The sequence below is a fragment of the Microcoleus sp. CAWBG640 genome (assembly GCF_020883015.1).
Taxonomy (GTDB): Bacteria; Cyanobacteriota; Cyanobacteriia; order Cyanobacteriales; family Microcoleaceae; genus Microcoleus; species Microcoleus anatoxicus.
In genome coordinates this window covers 1-22,046 of sequence record NZ_JAHRFC010000004.1, presented here as the reverse complement: position 1 = coordinate 22,046, position 22,046 = coordinate 1, and the positions used below count along the sequence as shown (strand labels likewise).

General features: G+C 45.3%; 16 protein-coding genes. 11 read left to right on the top strand and 5 right to left on the bottom strand.

The features are described from left to right. The first annotated feature begins 9 nt into the window (after nucleotides 1–9). The 3 genes from AAFP11_RS03300 to AAFP11_RS03290 all read left to right on the top strand — a co-directional run bounded on the left by AAFP11_RS03300 (nucleotide 10) and on the right by AAFP11_RS03290 (nucleotide 4,902). Entirely contained in the window at nucleotides 10–816 is an 807-nt protein-coding gene (locus AAFP11_RS03300) for a DUF1997 domain-containing protein (RefSeq protein ID WP_341735739.1), read from the top strand. A gap of 232 nt (nucleotides 817–1,048) precedes the next feature. Next, the gene (locus AAFP11_RS03295; protein ID WP_341735738.1) at nucleotides 1,049–3,262 is read left to right on the top strand and encodes an ATP-binding protein; all 2,214 of its coding nucleotides are present in this window, start codon (nucleotides 1,049–1,051) and stop codon (nucleotides 3,260–3,262) included. Nucleotides 3,263–3,438: 176 nt separating this feature from the next. Continuing rightward, nucleotides 3,439–4,902, top strand: coding sequence for a response regulator (locus AAFP11_RS03290; protein WP_341735737.1), 1,464 nt, complete (start codon nucleotides 3,439–3,441; stop codon nucleotides 4,900–4,902). A 102-nt stretch (nucleotides 4,903–5,004) separates the two neighbouring features. Here AAFP11_RS03290 and hisG read toward each other — a convergent pair whose 3' ends face one another. Then, on the bottom strand, nucleotides 5,005–5,649 hold the full coding sequence (gene hisG, locus AAFP11_RS03285; RefSeq protein ID WP_340520728.1) for an ATP phosphoribosyltransferase: 645 nt from the start codon (nucleotides 5,647–5,649) through the stop codon (nucleotides 5,005–5,007). 110 nt (nucleotides 5,650–5,759) lie between these two features. Between hisG and rppA the strand changes: the two genes are divergently transcribed. Then, nucleotides 5,760–6,446, top strand: coding sequence for a two-component system response regulator RppA (gene rppA / locus AAFP11_RS03280; RefSeq protein ID WP_341735736.1), 687 nt, complete (start codon nucleotides 5,760–5,762; stop codon nucleotides 6,444–6,446). Nucleotides 6,447–6,552: 106 nt separating this feature from the next. Here the strand turns inward: rppA and AAFP11_RS03275 are convergent, their stop codons facing one another. From AAFP11_RS03275 to AAFP11_RS03265, 3 genes are all read right to left on the bottom strand, one after another. Then, entirely contained in the window at nucleotides 6,553–11,271 is a 4,719-nt protein-coding gene (locus tag AAFP11_RS03275) for a PAS domain S-box protein (RefSeq protein ID WP_341735735.1), read from the bottom strand. Between the two features lie 39 nt (nucleotides 11,272–11,310). Then, nucleotides 11,311–12,402, bottom strand: coding sequence for a PfkB family carbohydrate kinase (locus AAFP11_RS03270; RefSeq protein WP_341735734.1), 1,092 nt, complete (start codon nucleotides 12,400–12,402; stop codon nucleotides 11,311–11,313). Nucleotides 12,403–12,669: 267 nt separating this feature from the next. After that, nucleotides 12,670–13,221 (bottom strand): response regulator, encoded by a 552-nt coding sequence (locus AAFP11_RS03265; RefSeq protein ID WP_341733868.1) that lies wholly within the window; start codon nucleotides 13,219–13,221, stop codon nucleotides 12,670–12,672. 406 nt (nucleotides 13,222–13,627) lie between these two features. On the opposite strand from AAFP11_RS03265, the gene lipA reads away from it, so the two are divergent. Continuing rightward, nucleotides 13,628–14,590: a lipoyl synthase gene (lipA, locus tag AAFP11_RS03260; RefSeq protein ID WP_341735733.1), complete on the top strand. Its 963-nt coding sequence runs from the start codon at nucleotides 13,628–13,630 to the stop codon at nucleotides 14,588–14,590. 427 nt (nucleotides 14,591–15,017) lie between these two features. Next, complete coding sequence (locus tag AAFP11_RS03255; protein WP_340519612.1) at nucleotides 15,018–15,164, top strand: photosystem I protein PsaX; 147 nt, start codon at nucleotides 15,018–15,020, stop codon at nucleotides 15,162–15,164. A 241-nt stretch (nucleotides 15,165–15,405) separates the two neighbouring features. On the opposite strand, the gene AAFP11_RS03250 is transcribed toward AAFP11_RS03255, so the two are convergent. Then, on the bottom strand, nucleotides 15,406–16,296 hold the full coding sequence (locus tag AAFP11_RS03250) for a sugar ABC transporter permease (protein WP_341735732.1): 891 nt from the start codon (nucleotides 16,294–16,296) through the stop codon (nucleotides 15,406–15,408). Between the two features lie 59 nt (nucleotides 16,297–16,355). Here AAFP11_RS03250 and AAFP11_RS03245 point away from each other — a divergent pair, with 59 nt between their 5' ends. The 5 genes from AAFP11_RS03245 to AAFP11_RS03225 all read left to right on the top strand — a co-directional run bounded on the left by AAFP11_RS03245 (nucleotide 16,356) and on the right by AAFP11_RS03225 (nucleotide 21,622). Beyond that, nucleotides 16,356–16,931, top strand: coding sequence for a GNAT family protein (locus AAFP11_RS03245; RefSeq protein WP_341735731.1), 576 nt, complete (start codon nucleotides 16,356–16,358; stop codon nucleotides 16,929–16,931). A gap of 49 nt (nucleotides 16,932–16,980) precedes the next feature. Continuing rightward, nucleotides 16,981–17,973, top strand: a complete 993-nt coding sequence (locus AAFP11_RS03240) for a type IV pilin-like G/H family protein (RefSeq protein ID WP_341735730.1) — start codon at nucleotides 16,981–16,983, stop codon at nucleotides 17,971–17,973. A gap of 86 nt (nucleotides 17,974–18,059) precedes the next feature. Then, nucleotides 18,060–18,722, top strand: coding sequence for a phosphoribosylglycinamide formyltransferase (gene purN / locus AAFP11_RS03235; RefSeq protein WP_341735854.1), 663 nt, complete (start codon nucleotides 18,060–18,062; stop codon nucleotides 18,720–18,722). A gap of 221 nt (nucleotides 18,723–18,943) precedes the next feature. Further along, complete coding sequence (locus AAFP11_RS03230) at nucleotides 18,944–20,053, top strand: GGDEF domain-containing protein (protein WP_341735729.1); 1,110 nt, start codon at nucleotides 18,944–18,946, stop codon at nucleotides 20,051–20,053. Nucleotides 20,054–20,275: 222 nt separating this feature from the next. Then, complete coding sequence (locus AAFP11_RS03225) at nucleotides 20,276–21,622, top strand: EAL domain-containing response regulator (RefSeq protein WP_341735728.1); 1,347 nt, start codon at nucleotides 20,276–20,278, stop codon at nucleotides 21,620–21,622. Nucleotides 21,623–22,046: the final 424 nt, after the last annotated feature.

Below are 22,046 nucleotides of genomic sequence, written 5' to 3'. Positions count from 1 at the left end.
TTTGTTGCTATGAGCAACTATCAATTTATTAATTGTAGGGAGTTTCCGAACTTGCCACATCCCCCCGATCGATCGGCATCGTCTATAACAGGAGAGCAAACCATGAAGCAGGATTCCGCTGAATATCCAACCGTTGAGACTTCTGAGGAAATTTGCTACCCAGATGGGAGTTTCCAGCTACCGTCGAGTGGAGGTGCAGATGTCGCCGAGGAAGTAGAGCTGATTTGGTTTAGTACACATTTTGAAGACAGCATGGAGATGTATGCTGATGCTGCTACGGTGGCGCAGCATTTGAACAACCATAAGAGTTGGTTTTCTCAGTGTGCTTTGCCCATGAAGGCTGAGCCGATCGGAGAAAATGGCTATGATTTATTAATCGGGCGTTTTGGTGCTTTCGGCTACCGCGTGGAAGCGAGAATTGGTTTAGAATTACTACCGCCTGATGCGCGAGGCACTTATTTGATTAAAACAATTCCGATTCCGAATTATACGCCACCGGGATATGAAGTTAATTTTTGCTCCGCTATGAATTTGGTGGAAGTATCTGCGGAGGAGTTTGCCAAAAATTGGCAAGGTGCCGATCGCTCTCAATTACCGCCTCTGATTACCATTGCTGGGTGGAAGCTGGATTTAGCTGTGGGAGTTTCCTTTCCGAAATTTATTCGTTCGATGTCGGAATCGTTAATTAAAAAAACCGGTGAAGGAATTCTGGAAACAATTATCAAACAAGTTAACCGCCGCTTGACGTATAAAACTCAGCTTGTTTTTCATGAAAATTTAGACATTCCTTTTCCGAAAAAGCCTCATAAACATTAAGTGCGATCGCTCTGAATGTGGATGAATGTTTCAGTAAAAAAAAGCACACTGAACGACCCGGTTTCCCGAAAAAACCGGGTTATTATTTGGGTTGGTGGTGGATATTTAATCAATCAAAGCCAGTGTCTAAGATCACAAACTAGATCGATCGCCCTCACTGTCAAAAATCATCAAAGTATGTCAAATTAAATAAATAATTTTAAAATACTTTTTTCCAGTTTCTTAAAAAAATATGACCACAAAACTAAGAGCTACCAACACAGAAAAAATGGAGAGAGACTTACAGCAGTTGAGGGCAGACCAAGAATTGATTCTCAACCAAGTAGACAATGCGATCGCTCTGTTCGACTCCTCTGACAGCTTAGTTTTGTTTAACCAAAAATTGGCCGGAACCTGGGGAATCGCCCCAGAATGGCTGGCAACCAAGCCCAAGTCATACCTGCTGTTTGCCGAAATAGTCGATCGGGGTTACTGGTCACTTCAGCAGTGGGAACAGTTTCAGCAAGCACTAGAAAAAACTGTAGATGAAAATTTATCATTTTATTTCCAGCAATCCAATGGGGTTTGTTTAGAAGTATGTGCGACTATCACCCACAGCGGCGGACGGCTATTTACATTTAGAGACGTTACCATATACCACAACTCTCAAGCTAGCTTGAACGCCGAAGTCAGACGCTTGACATTTCTGTTAGGTTTAACTGAACGGCTGCAAAACTCGAAAAGTTTGCAAGAAATAGGTCGATTTGCTCTCAACTATCTGGTAGAAGCAATGAATGCAGCCTTCGGAGATGTGAAGGTGATTAGCGGCAAGGGAAACGAACGACAAGCCGCAGCAATTTCTAACCAAGTTTCCACTCAATTTCTGGCTAGTTACGGGGAGCCAGTAGCCGCAGGTATGCAAGAACTCCTCGACAAAGGTATTCCCTACGGCACCGGTTTGTTGTGGGAAGTAGTAGCAACTGGTAAACCTTTGTTTGTGGAGGATTATGCCAAACATCCCAATGCAGTGCCGCAATTTCGGCACCCAGGCATCGGTCAATTGGGCATTTTCCCGATCGCAGCCACCGACGGTACAATTATCGGCGTACTAACCCTGGAGTCCCGTAACGTCAAAAAACTACAAACCGCACTCCACCAAGACGTACTCGAAGCTGCTTGTCGGACTCTGGGAGCCGCCATCGAGCGGGCCCAGGCACAAGAAGACTTGCGCCAAGTTAACCAACAATTAGAGTATTCTTCTCAGTTGAAATCCGAGTTTCTGGCATCGATGTCCCACGAATTGCGGACACCTCTCAACAGCATTCTCGGCTTTTCTGACTTGCTACTGCGCCAAACAGCCGGACAGTTGAGCAACCGACAAGTCCAGTACGTAGAATTGATTGAAAAAAGCGGCCAGCACTTGTTGCAGCTAATCAATGATATTCTCGACCTTTCTAAAATTGAAGCTGGCAAAACAGAGCTGAATTTACAGCCGGTTCGCGTTCACGAACTGGCAACGGACTGTCTGAAAATGATTCAGCCGCGGGCTGACAAAAAGCGCATCGCTTTGTCTTTGGAACTGGACTACCGCATTACTAAGGTTTTGCTGGACGAACGGCGAGTGCGACAAATTGTGATTAATTTACTTTCCAATGCCATCAAATTTACCCCAGAGCAGGGGAAAGTGAAACTCAGCGGGCGTTTGGCCTACGGTAATGAAATTAACGGCGATTATCGCCCTGACTGTTCTCCTGTCAATGCCAGCACACCTTATTTTTGTCTCGAGGTCAAAGACTCCGGTATCGGCATTCCTGAAGACCGCTGGCACTTGTTGTTTCGACCTTTTCAACAGGTGGATTCTTCTCTGACTAAGCGCCACGAAGGTACTGGTTTGGGTTTGGCTTTGACTAAACGACTGGCAGAATTGCACGGGGGGACTGTTTCTTTTCAGTCTAGTTGCGATCGGGGAAGTCGGTTCCGCGTTTGGCTACCTTTGACGGAGATGCGTCAAGAGTTGGCAATATCTGTGGCTTCTTCCCTAGACTCCGGTTTTAGCTCTGCCTCTGCGATGCCTTTACCCATCGGTAGCAAGCGGATTTTAGTTGTTGAAGACCAGCCTTTGAACCAAATGTTGATTTCTGAGGTGCTGGAATTGGAGGGCTATGGAGTAGAGATGATTGCTGATGGTTCGGGGATGCTCGATCGAATGGCGGTGGCGATTAACGCCCCGGAGTTACTGCCGGATTTGATTTTGATGGATATTCAGTTACCGGGTGTTGATGGCTTTGAGTTGATGCGACGAGTTAAGGCAGATCCTGTGTGGAAGTCTGTGCCGATGATTGCGGTAACTGCAATGGCGATGCCGGGGGATCGCGATCGCTGTTTGGAAGCTGGAGCTTGTGATTATTTGAGCAAGCCGCTGGATCTGAATTTGGCGATCGCTACAGTCCGTTCTTTTCTTAGTTAAAAAATATTACAATTTATTACGGGAAAGGCTAGACTCAATAGTAGAGAAATATTGACAATTGCCTAAGTCCTGATGGACGTTCAAGTTGAATGCTAGGGAAACTAGCTCAGCTATTTTTATAGATTTCAGGGGCATCAGTCTTGCCGATCGGTGACACACTCTACCAATCATATTCAATGTCAAATAAGTCGCCCTATATTCTGTTGGTTGATGATGAGCCAGCTAATCTGATTTTACTCGAAGAATTGTTGCACTTGAAAGGATACACTACTTTTTCCGCAGTATCTGGCAACGAAGCACTTTCCCTGGCCAGAGTCCATCGACCTGACTTGATTTTACTCGATATTATGATGCCGGAACTCAACGGCTTTGATGTATGCGATCGCCTGCGGAAAGATCCGACTTTGCAAACAGTACCCATAATTTTTTTAACAGCCCTTGATGACGATACCTCTAGGATCAAAGGGTTAGAAATGATGGCAGATGACTATTTAACCAAACCTTTTAACAGTCGTTTGTTGTTGGCCAAAGTTGAAAATATTTTGCAGTTGAGCCAAATGCGATCGCAAGTTGTCTCAACGGAATTCAACCAGCAGGTAAAAGAGCAAAGCAAACGCCAAATCGCCGCTGCTTGGGAGGCTAACGAGTATCTTTCAGAAAAATTTCACCTATTTGTGCCGGAACAGTTGCTCGAACGAATTGCCCCTCAAGGAGTAGAATCTATTCAGTTAGGCAATGTCACAGAAGAAGAGTTGACTATTTTATTTTGCGACATTCGCGGCTTTACGGCGATCGCCGAATCTCAAGAAGCACGCGAAACATTTGAATGGCTGAATGCTTTATTTACTAAAATGAGTGATTGCATTAGTTCCCACGGAGGTTTTATTGACAAATACCTAGGCGATGCAATTATGGCAGTTTTCGATCGGCCCAATTCTCACGCTAGAGATGCGATCGAAGCCTCCGTAGCCATCCAAAAAAGTTTGCAGGAATTTAATGCCGATCGCCACAAATACAATTTATCATCTCCAGTCAATATCGGTACAGGAATTCATACAGGTATAGGCATGATTGGCACTTTAGGGTCCGATCGCCGCATGGATTCTACGGTGATTGGCGATGTTGTTAATACAGCTTCTCGCTTAGAAAACTTCACTAAAATATACGGCTGCACAATTATTGTTAGCGAAAAAGCCCTCCTCCATGCCAGAGAATTTGTCAACAGCATCAATTCCCACTCAGATTCCCAGGAACATCTCCTATTAAAGTGCCAATTGCCAGGAAAAGCTCAGGAGACTCTTATTTCTAGTTCTCAAACAACAGTTATGGACAGCCAGTTGCCAAGTGCAAATTATTACTATCGCTGGATAGATAGAGTAACGCCACGGGGAAAACAGCAAGCTATTGACATCTATGAAGTTTGGAGTTCTTCCAGTCCTGACTGTGAGGTAAAACAGCTTACCCAGGCACTATTTAACAAAGGAATTCAAGGGTGGCAAGCGGGAAAATATGTCGCCGCTTTGGGATATTTCCAGCAACTAGCAGCCCAAAACCCCGTTGATACAGTCGTTAATCTTTACATAGAAAGATGTCAGCAAAAACTAGGTTTATTACCAGGAGATCAAAACCCTAATTATTAAAAAAATAGAAGTTCTACAACTGCTATTTTTTCCCCGTTACATTCTGGTTGAGTCAGTTGGGCCAGCAAAGCGCCGCCCTTCTGCCTTCTGCCTTCGGCTAAATCAAACCGCAGCCAAAACTTGCTCTCTCATTTTGCCAATCACCTCATTCACACCACCGGAATTCAAACGGTAACTCAAAGGATGACCAATCAAATAAGCCGTACTGTGAAACAAAACATCAATCTCAACCAAACCATTTTCCTGTAAAGTTTTGCCCGTCGCCACCAAATCCACAATTGCCTCCGACATTCCCGTAATCGGTCCCAATTCCACAGAACCATAAAGCGGCACAATTTCGACTGGCAAATTCAAATTATGAAAATATTCCCTAGCACAGTTTACGAATTTAGAAGCAACTCTACCATGAGGAGGTAAGTCCACACTTCTGCGGTAAGAACTAGATTTTTTCACTGCGACAGATAGCCGACATTCACCAAATTTTAAATCAATTAAGCTGGCAACTTTTGGCTGTTTTTCCCGCAAAACATCATAGCCGGAAATCCCCAAATCCGCTTGACCATATTCCACATAAACCGGCACATCATGGGTTCTGACTAGCAAAGCTTTTGCAGTTCCGGTTGGGTCATAAATTTGAAGCTGGCGGTTAGATGAATCCAAAAAAGCACTGAAGTCTAATCCAACAGCTTTAAACAGTCGAATGCTATCTGCTAACAGTCCACCTTTGGGAAGTGCTACGGTAATCATAAAAATACTCGGTAAGTGGGAAACAAGTGCGGCTTGAGCCTAGAGAGGGAAAGGACTTTTTCCTAGACTACAATAGCACAAATTGTTCCAATCTAAAATCTAAAATCAGAATGCGGATTCTTTTAGTTGATGATGAAGTTGAGTTAACTGACCCCTTGAGTCGAGTTTTAACCCGCGAGGGTTACAGGGTTGATGTGGCTTTTGATGGCGCAACGGGCAAAAATTTAGCAATTCAGGGCAATTATGATTTGCTAATTTTGGATTGGATGTTGCCTCAGAAAACAGGATTGGCAATTTGTCAACAATTGCGATCGCAAGGACGGAATACACCAGTCCTATTTCTCACCGCCAAAGATACCCTAGATGACCGCGTACAAGGATTGGATGCCGGTGCAGACGACTATCTCGTAAAACCTTTTGAATTGCGAGAACTCCTCGCCAGGGTCCGGGCCTTATTGCGACGACCTCCGACTTTTGATGCTGATGTGGCTGTGGGAAGGCTACAAGTTGGTGATTTGCAACTAGACTACGACAATCAATTAGCTTATCGGGGCGATCGCACCATTGACTTATCCGAAAAAGAATGTCAGTTGTTAGAATATTTAATGCGCCATCCCGGTCAATTGCTGACCCATGAACAAATCCACCAATATTTGTGGAATGAAGCAGAAAAACCCAGCAGCAATGTATTAGCTGCTCAAATTCGCCTACTACGCCGCAAAATAGAAGCCCCTCGCGAATCTGTGCTGATTCACACAGTCTATGGCAGAGGTTATCGGTTTGGGGAAGGAAGTTAAAAATATGGCTAATAGGAATTAAGCACAGTTTAAACTTAAAATTCAAATTCAAACTTGGAGAGTATTCAGAAGCCAACTAAATTTCTGAATACCCCTACAACCTTGTTCAATTTCGCCGGCACATACGAGCAACCACTGCCACAATCTCTTGGGGATCGATCGGCTTAGCCATGTGATTTTGAAACCCAGAAGCGATGGCTTTTTGTTGGTCTTGCTCTCCCGCGTAAGCAGTCAGAGCGATTGCCGGAATCTGCCGAACTCGATCGCCCAGGGATTGGCGAACTTCAGCAATCAGCGCGTAGCCGTCCATCTCTGGCATTCCAATGTCACTCAACAGAATATCAAAAGACACCGTAGAAAGCAGTTGCAAAGCCTGGATAGCTGAGCCAACAGCAGTCACTTCTGCTCCCGCTTGCTTCAACACAAAAGCCAAAAAATCGCGGGAATCCGGGTTATCCTCCACCACCAACACATCCAGATTTTCCAGGAGAAGATCCTTAGAGGGAGCCAAAGTGGTGTCAGCAACTTCCTCAGCCAAATTTACAGTGTCCAAGATGGGCAATTCCAGAGTGAACGTTGCTCCCTGATTCTCCCCCCTACTCTCCACCCAAATTCTGCCACCGTGAAGTTCCGCAATTTGACGCGCAATTGCCAATCCCAATCCCAAACCACCAAACTGGCGCGTAGTAGCTCCATCTTCCTGGCGGAAATGCTCAAACACATAGGGGAGAAACTCCGAGTTGATACCCTTGCCCGTATCTCTCACTTGCAGTTGGGCATAGCCCTTAGTCTCAGTGAGATCGACTCTCACCACTCCTCCTGTTGGGGTAAATTTAACCGCATTTGACAACAGATTCCACACCACCTGCTGCAATCGCCCCCCATCTCCATAAACTTTTTTAATGTTAGGTTCCACATTGACTTCAATGTGAATCGACTTAGCTTCTGCTGCTAGTCGTACCGTTTCGATCGCCGCCGAAACCACAAAAGACAAATTCACCGGCATCGGCACCATGGTCAATTTGCCACGCATAATACGAGAAATATCCAGCAAATCTTCAATTAACTGGGATTGAAGTTGGGCATTGCGTTCGATCGTCTCTAGTGCTTGTGCCCTTTTGGCTCCATCCAACTTGCCACGGCGTAAAAGTCTTGCCCAGCCAAGGATCGGGTTGAGAGGCGATCGCAACTCATGAGACAACACAGCCAAAAACTCATCTTTAATTCGGTTAGCATTTTCGGCGGCTTCCCGTGCACTCTGTTCCCGTTGCAGAACTTGTTCCCGTTCAGATTCAATGCGCTTGCGTTCGCTAATGTCATAGGAGATGCCAATTAACCCAATCACAACTCCGGCCTCATTCCGGTAAGGCGCTTTCATCCCCAGAAAAGTCCGAATCCCATCAGGAGACTCTTCAACCACTTCTGTCTGTCCAGATGCCATAATGCGTCGATCGTTTTCCATAACCCTTTCCCCCAGATCAGATGAGGGATAGAAATCGCGATCGCGATAGCCAACCACCTCCGAAGCAGATTTACCGAGCACCTCCAGGGTAGCGGGATTAGCATAAATAATCCGTCCTTCCCGGTCTTTCACGAAGATGGGGGTGGGCGCTGACTCATTAATCACTTCTAAAATCGCATTTTTTTGCCGTAGTTCTTCTTCAACTTGCTTGCGATCGGTCACATTTCTAAAATAGGTAGTTATCCCATGGGCCGCAGGGTAGCAGTGAACTTCGTACCAGCGATCGTGGTCAGGGTAAAACCCAGTCAGTGAAGCACTCACGCGATGTTTCATCACGCCCCAGTAAAGCTGCTCAAACTCACTACCAATCAGACCCGGAAACTCTGACCAGAAGTTTTTGCCCAGCAAGTCAGCCGGGGTACGATCGAGCAAAAATTCTGCCTGGGGATTCACGTAGGTAAACCGCCAATCTTCATCGAGAGCGAAGAATCCATCGCTAATACTCTCCAAGATATTTCGGATGCGCTCTTCGCTAGAGAGCAAAGCCTTTTTAGCTTGTTCCCGTTCAACCTCCATGCGCTTGCGATCGCTAATATCGGTGAACAGAATCGCGACTTTTCGCTCCTGGGGCTGGCCGATGGGGAAGGCATAAACATCGAACCAACGATTCATCGCTTCAGAGCCATTTTCAAAGCGCATGGATTCGCCTGTGAGCGCAATTTTGCCATAGGTTTCCACCCAATGATCTTCTAGATTGGGAACGAGCTGACGTGCAGTTTTACCAGTCGCCTGTTGTAGTCCCGTTTGGTTCTCGAATGCTGGATTGATTTCCAAAAAGCGGTAATCGATCGGCTGATTGTTCTGGTCAAATAGCACTTCAATCACCGAAAAGCCTTCATCAATCGATTCAAACAGGGTTCGATAGCGTTCCTCCGATTGGCCTAAGGCAGACTCGGATTGTTTGCGATCGTCAATATCAATCACCGAGCCAATGTAGCCTTTAAATTCACCTTCAGGTCCAAACCAGGGACTAGCGGCATAGATCGCCCAAATATAGCGACCGTCAGAGCCACGCAAGCGATACTCGATTCGGAACACATCATGACGCTCGTTGGCAGCCATGAACATCTGTTGAGTAAACTGACGGTCGTCTGGATGTGTTGCGTTCAACCACCCAAATCCCAAACCCGTTGCTTCAGTCTGTCCTGTAAATTCATACCAGCTTTGGCTCAAATAGGTGCAGTAGCCCGTTTCGTCTGTAACCCAGATCATACAGGGAGCATTGTCTGCCATGTTGCGAAATTTCTCTTCACTGACTCGCAGTGCCGCTTCTGCCTGTTTGCGATCGGTGATGTCTCGCGTCACCCCTGCCACCGCTTCTACCGCGCCGTTTTCGTCGAAGAGTGGCACGAAAATGTGCTCATAGGCTCGCGTCCCAAATCCGCTCGTGTAGGGAGTCTCATCCTTGAGCTGTTTGCCGGTCTCCATGACTTGCTGAATTTGATTTTGCAGCTTGGTTGCTAAGTCGGTTGGGTAATCCAGTTCAAAAAAGTTTTTCCCCATAGCTTCAGCCGCTGTTTTTTGCCACAGATGCAGCAACGGGGGATTGACATAGGTGAATCTTCCTGACAAATCAAAGGTGTAAATAAAATCTGGGACTGAAGATGCGATCGCATCGAATTTGCGCAATTCTCGTTCCAGTTCGCCGGACATTTGTCGCAAAGCTGCTGCTGCTTGTTTGCTGTCGTGAATATCCACCGAAGCACCAACCCAATGTGTGATTTTGCCCTGGGCATCGCGCCACGGAGTAGCTTCATTCAAAAACCAGCGAAACTGATTGTCATATCGCCGCAGCCGATGTTCGGAACGAATGTTGATGCCACAGGCCATGGCGCGAGCAATTTCTTGAATGACGCGAGAATGATCGTCAGGGTGATGCACATTTTCCGCCCAGTTTTTCCGCTTCAACTCATTCAGCGACTTGCCGAAATAATCGACAAAGGTTTGATTCAGGTACACCACTTCTCCCGTCGCATCCAACATCCAGACATGATGGGTGGAGAGTTCCGTCAGCGTGCGATATTTTGCTTCAGATTCGCGCAGACTGTCGCTAGCTCGATCGCGCTGCAGGACAATACTAGCGATTTGAGTCCCAAAGTTAGCGAGTCGGTATTCCCAATCCGTCGGCATCCGCGGCTCACCAAAGCAAAGCATTAAAGACCCCAGTGGCAGATGATCTAAGCCCACAATAGGCGAGGAGTGACAAGCCAGCACACCGTGAACCACACATAAGTCTCGCCATTGCTGGGACCAACTATCGTCCTTGGCGATATCGACACAGATGATAGGCCCAACGCGATATACCGCCTCTCCACAGGTCCCGATCGCCAGTTCATTAATGGGCGCATCTTTGAGTCCTAGACTAAAGCCCGTGGGAAAATCTGGGGCGATCGAGTTGTGAAACGTTTGTCGCGTCGCATCCGCCAGTAGGATGCAGGCGCGGACTTGGGGATTCAACTTCGACACGGAGGTACACAAAGCCGATAAACATTCCTCCAGGGGTTTCCCGGTAGCAGTTAGTTCCAGCAGTCTTTTCTCCTCTACCAGCACCAGTTCTGCTTGCTGGCGATCGCTAATATTTTCAAGCAGATGGAGATTCCCTGGAAGGGCTTCGGCGAAAGCTTCACGGATGGCTTCTGTTTCTCGCCGCGCCATTTGCTCTTGCTGCAAGGCCAATTCAGCCATCTGACGCAGATGAATATTTTGCAAAGCAGCGGCGCTGAAGCTTGCCAGACTGGTGATTAACCGTTCGTCTTCGCGATCGAACTGACGCTGCTGATGGTGAGAAATCAGCCATATAGTGCCTAACTTTCGATCGCCCGCCCTAATCGGAAATAGCAAGCTTTCAGCGATCGGAAACTGTGGATGATGTAGGTAGGTGAAATAGAGTTCTGGACGCGCATATAGTTGCGCTCCTTCGCCCTGAATCGTCGCAGTACAAGGACTAAATTTGGCTGGGATTGTGGTTTGTTCCCAAGATTTTAATGCACCGGCGATCGCCACCCAGCGAAAGACTGAAGTACCATCAGCTAAAGTCTCCAGCAAGCTGACCCCAGCAGTGTCTGCTCGACCTAAGTCCAGTGCCATCTCAACCACAGTTTTCAGAATCGAGAGGGGGTCATCGGTCAGTTTTTGAGCCAGAGTATGAAGGGCTTGGTTTTCGGCGGCGAAATCTGGTTGTCTGGGTGGGCGATCGGCCAGTGCCGAGGAGATGGCGACATCTGCTTCGGTTGTTGCCTTTTGGTGGTTGTCAGCTAAGCCACCCCCTGAAGGCAGAGAGTGATTTTGGTTATGATGGGTCATCCAGTCTCCTTCTTGTGGCTGACAAATATGTGTGGTAGACTACTCATAATCTAGGGCTTCCAAAGCTTGTTTCATCTCCTCTGTTGTAGTCGTCGCCGTACCGAATTGGCGCACCACAATACTAGCCGCCAAATTCCCCAAAACCGCCGCTTCCCAACCCGACGCACCGACACACAAAGCTAAAGTCATCGCCGCTACGACTGTATCCCCAGCACCTGTGACATCAAATACATCCGTCTTATTAAACGGGGGAATATCCCAACGTTGAATATCCAAATCCCCCTGTTGGCAAATAAATGTTGGGGGTGGTGAATTTGGGAGAGTTTTTCCCTGGACTATTTCAAACAAACTCATCCCTTCTTCGCCACGAGTAATCAGGATTTTTTGAGCTTTAGTTAAAGTCAACAAATCCCGTCCGGCTTGCATTAAGCTTGAATAATTATTAATACTATATCCGACCGCTTGTTCGGCTTCTGGCAAGTTCGGAGTAAATAGCATCGCTCCCGAATATCGCTGCAAATTTGTTTGAGCATCGACAATTGTTTTATCAGGAACTACCGCTGATGCGATCGCCAAATTAGTCAAAACTCCATCACCATAGTCCGAACAAACCACCGCATCTACAGTCGGTATTTGTTGCCGGATATAATCTGCTAATTGTAACTGCAAATCCAAATCCGGCAACTCATCCGATTTGCGATCGACTCTGACAATTTGTTGAGTCACCGACTGCCGCGCGTGTCCCGAAATACGAGTTTTCGTCACTGTTGGACGCTGCGCATCGATGAAAATCCCCGCCGTATCAATTCCCGCAGCCTCAAAAATACCGCACAAAGCCTTTCCTTGGTCATCTTTTCCCACCAAGCCAGCAACTTTTACTTTGCCTCCCAGTTTCGCTAAATTATAGACAGCATTTGCGCCTCCTCCCGGTACTTGTCGAGTATTTTCGTAGCGCAAAATCAACACAGGTGCTTCGCGGGAAATTCGTTCTACTTGTCCGGTGACAAACTCGTCCAAGGTCAAATCTCCGATCGCCAATACCTGTGCTCGATCGAAGCAGTCTAATCTTTGCAATAATTTCTCTGTTGAGGCACGCAGTTGAAGCCAAAAATCGGAATAGTCATTAGTCATGAACAATAAAAAATGAGACTGAGGAATTGACAATTGGGTGTGGGACAAGTGGCAAATAAAAACCAGCCCCTAAAGACTAATAATATTTGCCTACCTAGGTGGATTTTTAACTTTTAATTCATGTTCTCACCAGGGTGAAAACCTATTGCAGAGCGATCGCGATTGCTTCAACCACTTACCACAAGATTGCGGATCGAAGGAAACACCTTTAGAAATCAGAGCAACCTTCAAGGTGTGAAAGTTGTCTGCAACCTTCCGAAGGCCGCGTTACTTCAACTTCTGCTTGATGATCGTAATCACCTGAGTCATTTGTTTCTTGAGTGCGTCAATTTCAGCCTGCATTTTTGCCATTTTCTCAGTCATCGCCTGAAGTTCGGCGGTGCCCGATCCAGAGGTAGGTGCAGCAGCGGTGGCGGCGGCTTCTGGTACTGGTTTCTTTTTAGCCAATACCATCGCTGATTTAATCGCCTCAGTGAGTTGCTTCTTCTCAAAGGGTTTGGCGATAAATGCAAAAAAATGCTTCTCAAAAGGTTTAGGAATTTTCTCCATCACCTCTTCTTCCCGGCCCGACATAATCACCAAGGGGATCTTGGAAAGTTCGGGATGGGCTTGAACTTTTTGATACACTTCCCAACCGCTGACTTTGGGCAGCAGGAAATCTAACATAATTAGATTGGGACGGGCTTGACGGATCAGCTTTAGTCCCTCTTCTCCGTCTTTGGCTTCTAGAACTTCAAAGTTACCTTGGGGTAACATTTCTCGGACTCGGACGCGGATGACTTTACTGTCATCGATGACTAAGATTTTTTGACCAGCCACGACTGACTCCTTCAGATACATTTAACGCGGTAAATCTAGGATTAACCTTCGATCTACTGTGTATAGCATAATCTGGTAAGCCCTAAGCTCTCCAGATACTTGACTCTCCGGGCGCGTGAACGCACTCTTGATTCTTTGTTCAACCAGTCAACTTGCCCGTTGATGTCACCACCAACGAGTAGAGGTCGTTCTGTCCCCAAGCGTTAATTTCGGTGTGCCCCACCGTATGTGAGTGTTGATTCGCAACCTTAAGTATATCTGTAACAGAATTCTCTCCAAAATCCTTTCTAAGTTGAATTTTTATCACCACAGAGGTCAATGGTGATGGGGGACACGATTCCTGCAAGTTCAGAGACTTGGATTTCAGATACGATCGAAAAGCATTAACCAGATCGCACTTAATTTCATGCCATCCCAAACCCCTCAAACTCCCACAGCCAAATCAATTGCCTCCCCAATGCGGGATGAAATTCAGGCGATGCCAGAGTGGTTGCGCCGCCCACTTGGCAAAGCCAGCGAGCTCTCCGAAGTCCAAAAAATTATTAAGCAGCGACAAATTCACACCATTTGCGAGGAAGGTAGATGTCCCAACCGCGCAGAATGCTATGCTCAAAAAACCGCCACCTTTTTATTAATGGGCCCGACTTGCACCCGTGCTTGTGCATTTTGTCAAGTAGATAAAGGTCATTCTCCCATGCCCCTAGACCCCGAAGAACCGCAAAAGGTAGCCACAGCAGTCAATCTGCTGGGTTTGCGCTATGCGGTTCTCACTTCGGTAGCCCGTGATGATTTACCCGATGGAGGTGCTGGTTGGTTTGCGATGACAATGGCCCACATCCGCCTGCTCAACCCGCAAACTCAAATTGAGGTACTAACACCGGATTTTTGGGGTGGTGCCACCGCGCCCACCCTCCCGGAAGCCGAAAACAGAACCCTAGAGGAATTGCAGCGATCGCGAATTAGGACAGTCTTAGAGGCTAAACCAGCGTGTTACAACCACAATATTGAGACAGTAAGGCGGTTACAAGGGCCTGTGCGTAGGGGGGCCAAGTACGATCGCTCCCTCGACGTTCTTCGCATTGTCAAAGCCTTTGACCCCAGCATTCCCACCAAATCCGGTTTGATGTTGGGGCACGGGGAAACCGAAACTGAAATAATCGCAGCGATGGCCGATTTGCGCGATGCCAAGTGCGATCGACTCACCCTCGGTCAATACATGAGACCCTCTCTAGAACACCTCCCTGTGCAAAAATACTGGACACCCGCTGAATTTGACCGTTTGGGGGAAATAGCCACAGAGATGGGTTTTCAACAAGTGCGATCGGGCCCTCTAGTCCGCAGTTCCTACCACGCCGGAGAAAACGATTGAAATTAATCTCAATTGGTATAGATTAAAAGTTACAAAAAGTAACTCTAGAGGATGGTACAAACGTGAACCCTCTCTGGTACTGTAAGACTTTATAAAGTCGGGATCAAAAACTTCCACGACTCTAAACAGACACAAAAAAATCTCAGACTACCTCGGTAGCAGATTTTGATTAAGTGTCCAGCATCACCGAACCTAATTGTCGGCGATTGTTTCAATAAGTGGGTCTTACAATATTAAGACCCAAGCAATCCCAAATGCCTTGTGCGATGGGATAAGGAGCTGCATAGTTCAGCCCAGGCGGGTCAATCCGCTCGAAGTAAAAAAGAAAAGGGAGAGATTCACGCCTCCTTAGTCATGCACACCATGACTATACTTTTACAAGCTATTGGTGGTAAATACAGTCACATATTAATTAGGACTTTGACCTATGGCAGAGATAGCAAAGAATCAACTAAAATCCGATTCCGTAATGAAAACGGGTAAGCCACCTTACACCTTTCGCATGGCTTGGTTTTTGGTACTACTAGGTATCAATTTTCTAGTTGCAGCCTATTATTTCCATATCATTGAATAGTTCTGCAACCTGGATTTTAGTGACCCTGTGCTGTTCTCCGCCTGTACTTAACCATGTTTTTGGCAGGTAGAGAGCAGCAATTGCATTCTGAACGGGCAAGGTAGCCATTCCACTTTATCAAAAAATTATTTACGCTCTACTATCGTCCCATTTCTCTTGTGCGATTCCTATGGTTTCCGGTTGCATCGGTATTGTTAAAACAGTCAACATCACCTGAGAGTGGAACTGGAATTGATATCAATCAAGCATCCTCCCCCCAAACCCTCAGTTGCAAATAAACCAATCCCAAAGCCACAGCCATCAGCAAAGTTGCCGCCGCCGCTGCGTAGCCAAAATCAAATTGTGCAAAAGCTTGGTCGTAAATATAATAAACCAGCAGATTAGTAGAATTCAAAGGACCACCACCAGTAATCACATAAACTGGCTCAAAACTCCGCAGCGTAAAAATAGCAGTAGTGACAGTCGCAAATACCAAAGTCGGGCGCAAACCCGGTAAAGTAATGTACCAAAATTGTTGCCAAGCATCAGCTCCATCCAATTCGGCCGCTTCGTAGCGATTGAGCGGAATTGCCTGCAAACCAGCCAAAAATACTACCATATTAAAGCCTAATTGTTTCCAAATACTGAGCAAAATCAGCACCGGCATTGCCCAAACCGTGCTACTAAGCCAAGCTATCGGATTTAAACCCACCGCCCTTAGGAGGTGATTCACGGGCCCCTCAGTTTGAAACAGCCACCGCCAACCTAAGCCGACAGCCACTAAAGAGGTAATCGAAGGAATAAAATAGGCCGTGCGGAGCACCCCTCGCCAAGCAAAGGAGCGATTTAGCAAAACTGCCAAACCCAAGGGAATAACTAAACTGGGAATGACTGTAACAGTAGTAAAATAGATGGTGTTTTGGACAACTTGCCAAAAATCTGGGTTAGTGAGTAGACTCCAATAATTTTTCAACCCAATAAAACGCATACCCGATTGGGTGAAACTGCCAGTGGTAAAGCTAAGGTAGCATAAATAGGCGATCGGGTAAATCAAAAAAGTACCCAAAAACAACAAAGCTGGGGCTAAAAAAGTCCAAGCTGCGATCGACTCATTGTCCAACCAGTTAAAACGCCCAGATTTAATCGAAACCATTGGCTTGTAAAAATTATCTTTTAGTTTTAAACTGTATCACAATACAGGTGAATTTCAAAATGCAGCCTCTAGATATATTATCCAATTTACCCACTATAGAAACCGAGAGACTCCTGCTCAGAAAAATTACTTTAAACGATGCCAACGATATGTTTGAGTATGGCTCAGACCCCCTAGTATCTCAATACACCATGTGGTCAACTCATACCTCCATCGAAGACACTAAAAGTTTTCTCCGAAGTCTCACTAAAATGTATAAAAAGCGAGAACTCATTGACTGGGGAATCGTTCACAAATCCGAACAAAAATTAATCGGAACTTGCGGATATGTCGAATGGAGCATGAACCACAGTCGCGCTCAAATTGGATACGCTCTTTCTCGCAAATACTGGAATCAAGGATACATGAGTGAGGCTGTCAGTGCAATTATAGACTTCGGTTTTCGGGAAATGAGCCTGAATAAAATAGAGGCTCGTTGTGCACAAAAAAATATTGCATCAGCCCGCGTGATGGAAAAAGTCGGAATGCAATTGGAAGGAATATTGCGACAGCAGCTATTTGTCAAAGACCAATATTGGGATCTCAAAATTTATTCGATTCTCAGGGATGATTTTTTTGCCGATCGACCAGAGTAGAATTCGTTGTAGGTGGTATAATTATTTTGAATATCGGGGTGTGTTATTGATGAGCATAAAAAAATTAAATACTCCCAGATTTCTGATAGGCGCCTGTTGTCTGTTACCTTGGAGCAGATTAGTCACGAGTGCGATCGCGCAACAGCCAACTTGGCGATCGGTAATTATCTCTCAAGCAAATCCCCCAGCCAAAACTGTAGCCAAAAATTTGGTAGGACAGTGGCAACTGAAATATCTATCACCGATTCCTTTAACAGTAATTTTAACACCAGAAGGCAAATTATTTATACTTAAGGGCTATCCTTTCCCTAATCCCACCGCCTATGAATTTAGCTACAAAATTAACTCGCTCTCGCAACCCATGCAAATCGATTTAGTTAGCAGCAGCAGTGATGAAACTTTGCGGACAATTTTTGAATTCAACAAGCGCAGTCAACTGCGTGTAGAACTCATGGGTTTAAAGCCAGGAGAGCCCAGACCAAATACTTTTACGGCCGGGGCAATTTTTCTAGAAAAAGTTTCTACAGTCACAGCTTTACCACGAAATACAAAAATCGAAAAATTTAATCTATTAGAACCAGAAAATCCGCGAGCAGTGTATGAAGGAGAAGAATTTATTAGATATGCAATTAAGGCACAACAAAGCTTCTACGCCGAAAATGCCAAATTTGCTACAACCCTTGAAGAACTGGCCATAGGAACGAGATTAGATACAGAAAATTATCGCTACCAAATTTTACCTGAAAGTGGTGTAACCGAAGGTATAATTATAACCCTTCAAGCTAAAAAACGTCAATTTAGAAGTTATACAGGTGCAGTTTTTTTAGTAAAAGTTAAAGACGATGCCGATAATTCTGTAACTAGCGTTGGATTTATTTGCCAAACCGATAAACCTTCTACTATACCTCCACCTAGACCTATAGTTCCGATAAATAATGACAAAGCCAGCTTTAGATGCCCAATTAATTCCTCTTTGATATCAATAACTACAACAGATATTTATTACGCACCACAGAATCAGGGTTTCAAGGCGATTCGATAATCGAGCTACCAACGGAAAATAGAGTGTTTCAGGCTACAAATTGAAAACTGTTCGGACTATTGTGATATAACGGTAAAAATTTTATGATGACAGCAAATATAAAGTCTATAGATTGTTTAATTGTCCCCGAAATTCCTGCCACCCAAATAGCAAAAAATGCTGATATTAGCGATCCATTAAAACTAGGAATTCTAGCATCAGGAAGCGGCAGCAACTTTGAAGTAATCGCCCAAGCCATCCAAAACCAACAACTCAACGCTCAAGTCCAAGTATTAATTTACAATAACCCCGGAGCAATAGCAGCAGTTAGAGCCGAAAAATACGGCATTCCCTCAATTTTACTCAATCACCGCGACTACAAAAAACGTGCTGAATTAGACACCCAAATTGTTAAAACTTTCCAAAAATATGACGTACAATGGGTCATCATGGCTGGCTGGATGCGAATTGTCACTAAAGTTTTGCTCGATGCTTTTCCCGAAAAAGTTATTAACATCCATCCCAGTTTATTACCAAGTTTTCCAGGAATCAACGCTGTCGAACAAGCACTTGCAGCCAAGGTAAAAATCACTGGATGCACAGTGCATATCGCTCATTTAGAAGTAGACAGCGGTCCAATTTTAATGCAAGCAGCAGTACCCGTATTTCCCGATGATACCGCAGAAACTTTACACGCTCGCATTCAAGTGCAGGAACACAAAATCATGGTAGGTGCGATCGCCCTTATTTCCCATCAATTTGCTGTTTAAGTAATTACTTATTGCCCGCATACCTAGCAAGTCTGTTAGGGCAAATTCATGTAAATCCCTCGCAGCAAAACATTTTTTTTAAACAAAAATACACCCTGAAGTTATGATTATAAAAACTCATGTATCCCAAAACACAACTAATGCTAATATATTAATGGTAGCATTAGTTTGTAGGTGGCCTTAGCTTAATTGCTACTATAACGTTCATGCGGGTGTACGCTGTGTCTACTAAATTTGTCTCCACACCTATTTGGCCTAAAACATTACCCGAAACTCTATCTTTAGAATCTACTCTTAACGAGCTTTCAGTCTTTAATTTTCAGGTTGAATCTTCTTATTTAGGGAAAGAAGTAGCTAGATTATTTCACACTCAACCGCTACTTCCAGGAGTTGTATTGACTGTTAAAGGCGAGTTTTTGGGAATGATATCTCGCCGACGATTTATGGAACACATGAGCCGTCCTTATGGCATAGATATATTTGCTCATCGACCCATTCTCGCTTTATATCAAATAGCTAGAACTGATATTTTAATTTTACCGGGAGTAACATTAATTGTGATGGCAGCTCAGCGAGCAGTCCAGCGGTCGCCAGAACTACTTTACGAGCCTATAGTCGTACAGTTAAACGATAAAAAATACAGACTCTTAGATGTACATCAAGTGCTGTTAGCTCTGTCCCAAATTCATCAACAAGCTACTTGGTACATTAGCGAACTTTATTACAATTTATCGGTGGCTAAGTCCGACTTAGAAGTGGCAAATACTAAATTGGAAACAGCAAATTCCGAGTTGTATCGCCTCGCCAACTCCGACGGCCTAACTCAAGTAGCTAACCGCCGCTGCTTTAACGAATATTTAGAGCAACAATGGCAACAGTTAGAGCAAGAAGAAGCAGAATTATCTCTGATCTTGTGTGATATTGACTTTTTTAAGAAATACAACGATAATTACGGACACCAAGCTGGAGACCTGTGCTTACAACAGGTAGCCGAGAGGATTGTGGAAGCTATGAATGACTTGGCTGGTAAAGTTCCCGGAGAAACTCTAGTGGCTCGTTACGGCGGCGAAGAATTTGCCGTAATACTTCCCCGTACAGCACCGGACACCGCTGCTTACGTTGCCGAACAAATCAGACTAGGGATCAAAGGACTAAAAATTGAACACGCTCAATCCCCTGTCAGTTCTTTTGTCACCCTCAGCCTGGGTGTCGCCAGCACCCTTCCTCAGATGGGAACATCCAAAGAAAACTTGATTGCAGCAGCAGACCGTTGTCTCTATCAAGCTAAAGACAAGGGACGAGACAGATTTATCCTAGAGCATTACAGCTAAACCGTTATCTGATTTCCTCCCTCTCAAAAGTTCCCTAGTTTTGAGATATATTTATAACTACCTTCGGGGTATTTTGATTGTGGCTTGCAAGCAGAAGAAATATGATTAGCCAAATGGCTAATTATAGATTGGCTGATTGGCCCAATCAGCAAGTCGATATTTTTACTATGCTAGTGTTAGTCAGGTTCCGGTATCTATACATCCATCCGTTATCTAAGTATTATGCTCAAAATTTTGGTAATTGAGGACGACGAATTAATCCGGGAAACTCTTGTGCAACTCCTGGAATCTCAGAACTATGGAGTCATTGTGGCTCAAAACGGTCGAGTAGGGGTGCAGATGGCACTCTCGGAGATTCCAGATTTAATTTTGTGTGACGTGCAGATGCCGGAACTCGACGGTTATGAGGTTTTGCGGACTCTGCGCCAAAACTCCCTGGCTGCAACAATTCCATTTATTTTTCTCACAGCTCAAGGTGGTAAAGCGGATTTTCGCCGCGGGATGGACTTGGGCGGTGACGATTATTTGACAAAGCCGTTTACCAAGGCCGAATTGCTCGGAGCAATTTCTTCTCGTGTCTCGAAACGACAAACTATTACTCACCCCCTGAGTGTCGCACTGCAACAAGCAGAGGCCAGACTCACCGATTTAGTTAATGACTCGACAATAATTTCGGCTCTCTCTCCTGAAAAGTTGGCCTTGGAAGCTTTGCTGCGCCGCGCTTTGGCACAGGGCGAGTTTCAGGTATACTATCAGCCCCAGGTGGATATTGCTACCGGACAAATTATCGGTGCAGAAGCATTGGTGCGTTGGCAAAATCCCGATCGAGGTATAATTTCTCCCGCCGAATTTATTCCACTAGCAGAAGAGACAGGCTTAATTATTCCCATTGGCGAGTGGGTACTGCTTTCAGCTTGCGCTCAAGCCGCGAGTTGGCTAGAAGCCGGATTTTCGCCGTTCCGGGTATCAGTGAATTTGTCAGCCCGACAGTTGTCAGACCCCCAACTTAAGGCGCGAATTGTCCAAATATTGGAAACTACGGGCTTGGAACCCTCTAATTTAGAGCTAGAAATGACAGAAAGCGCTTTGGTAGAAAATGCTGCTGTCGCAGGTGCTACTCTCAATGAACTCAAAGCTCTAGGCATTCGGATTGCTGTTGACGACTTCGGTACTGGTTATGCTACTTTAGGTTATCTCAAACAATTTGCTTTTGACAGTTTAAAGATCGATCGAATTTTTGTCCGCAATGCTAACGACGATTCTCAAAATGCCGCTATCACCACTGCGGTGATTTTACTGGGTCACAGTTTAAACATGACCGTAATTGCCGAAGGGGTAGAAACGGAGGCAGAGTTAAATTTTTTGAGACAGCACCAGTGCGATATCATGCAGGGATACCTGTTCAGCCCTCCCGAACCTGCAACCACATTTGAGCGTTTGCTGGTGGCCGACAAACATTTGTGTGAGGCACCCCTGGGAATAGTATCTACTGGTGCCATCCCTTTTATGCCTCTTGCTGAACGCGAAAAATCCAAAAACCTCTCCATGTCAAGCTTAGGAATAGTTTGAGTTTCCTCAAACAAAAATATCTACGATCATTCTATGCTCCAAGACAATTTTCAACAGAGGATATGTTTTCTTTTTTCACCCTTTTTACAGGGTGAATAGAAAGTAGATATAGATTCCCAAGCCCTTTAAAACTAGCTGGTCAGACCACAAAAACAACAAGATAAAAAGCCACCCTAGAAGGATGGGGCTTTAGACCCTATTTTTCGCTAAACTCATTAAAGTTCCTATTTTAGGAGTTACAGTTTCAATAACTGTCAACGCGACTTGGTGCAAGGCTGGCATGGAAAGAATATTGGTGGTTGACGACGAGACAGACTGTCAAACAGTCTTGGCAATGTACTTGGAGAGCCAAGGATACCGGGTGGAATGTGCTAATTCTGGTATTGAGGCACTCTCTATCTTTGAAAACGACCCTCCAGATTTA

Bases quoted from the DNA above. Each gene is read 5' to 3' on its own strand.
- AAFP11_RS03300 (WP_341735739.1), top strand. From the start codon at position 10: ATGAGCAACTATCAATTTATTAATTGTAGGGAGTTTCCGAACTTGCCA.
- AAFP11_RS03295 (WP_341735738.1), top strand. From the start codon at position 1,049: ATGACCACAAAACTAAGAGCTACCAACACAGAAAAAATGGAGAGAGAC.
- AAFP11_RS03290 (WP_341735737.1), top strand. From the start codon at position 3,439: ATGTCAAATAAGTCGCCCTATATTCTGTTGGTTGATGATGAGCCAGCT.
- hisG (WP_340520728.1), bottom strand. From the start codon at position 5,649: ATGATTACCGTAGCACTTCCCAAAGGTGGACTGTTAGCAGATAGCATT.
- rppA (WP_341735736.1), top strand. From the start codon at position 5,760: ATGCGGATTCTTTTAGTTGATGATGAAGTTGAGTTAACTGACCCCTTG.
- AAFP11_RS03275 (WP_341735735.1), bottom strand. From the start codon at position 11,271: ATGACCCATCATAACCAAAATCACTCTCTGCCTTCAGGGGGTGGCTTA.
- AAFP11_RS03270 (WP_341735734.1), bottom strand. From the start codon at position 12,402: ATGACTAATGACTATTCCGATTTTTGGCTTCAACTGCGTGCCTCAACA.
- lipA (WP_341735733.1), top strand. From the start codon at position 13,628: ATGCCATCCCAAACCCCTCAAACTCCCACAGCCAAATCAATTGCCTCC.
- AAFP11_RS03255 (WP_340519612.1), top strand. From the start codon at position 15,018: ATGGCAGAGATAGCAAAGAATCAACTAAAATCCGATTCCGTAATGAAA.
- AAFP11_RS03250 (WP_341735732.1), bottom strand. From the start codon at position 16,296: ATGGTTTCGATTAAATCTGGGCGTTTTAACTGGTTGGACAATGAGTCG.
- AAFP11_RS03245 (WP_341735731.1), top strand. From the start codon at position 16,356: ATGCAGCCTCTAGATATATTATCCAATTTACCCACTATAGAAACCGAG.
- AAFP11_RS03240 (WP_341735730.1), top strand. From the start codon at position 16,981: ATGAGCATAAAAAAATTAAATACTCCCAGATTTCTGATAGGCGCCTGT.
- purN (WP_341735854.1), top strand. From the start codon at position 18,060: ATGACAGCAAATATAAAGTCTATAGATTGTTTAATTGTCCCCGAAATT.
- AAFP11_RS03225 (WP_341735728.1), top strand. From the start codon at position 20,276: ATGCTCAAAATTTTGGTAATTGAGGACGACGAATTAATCCGGGAAACT.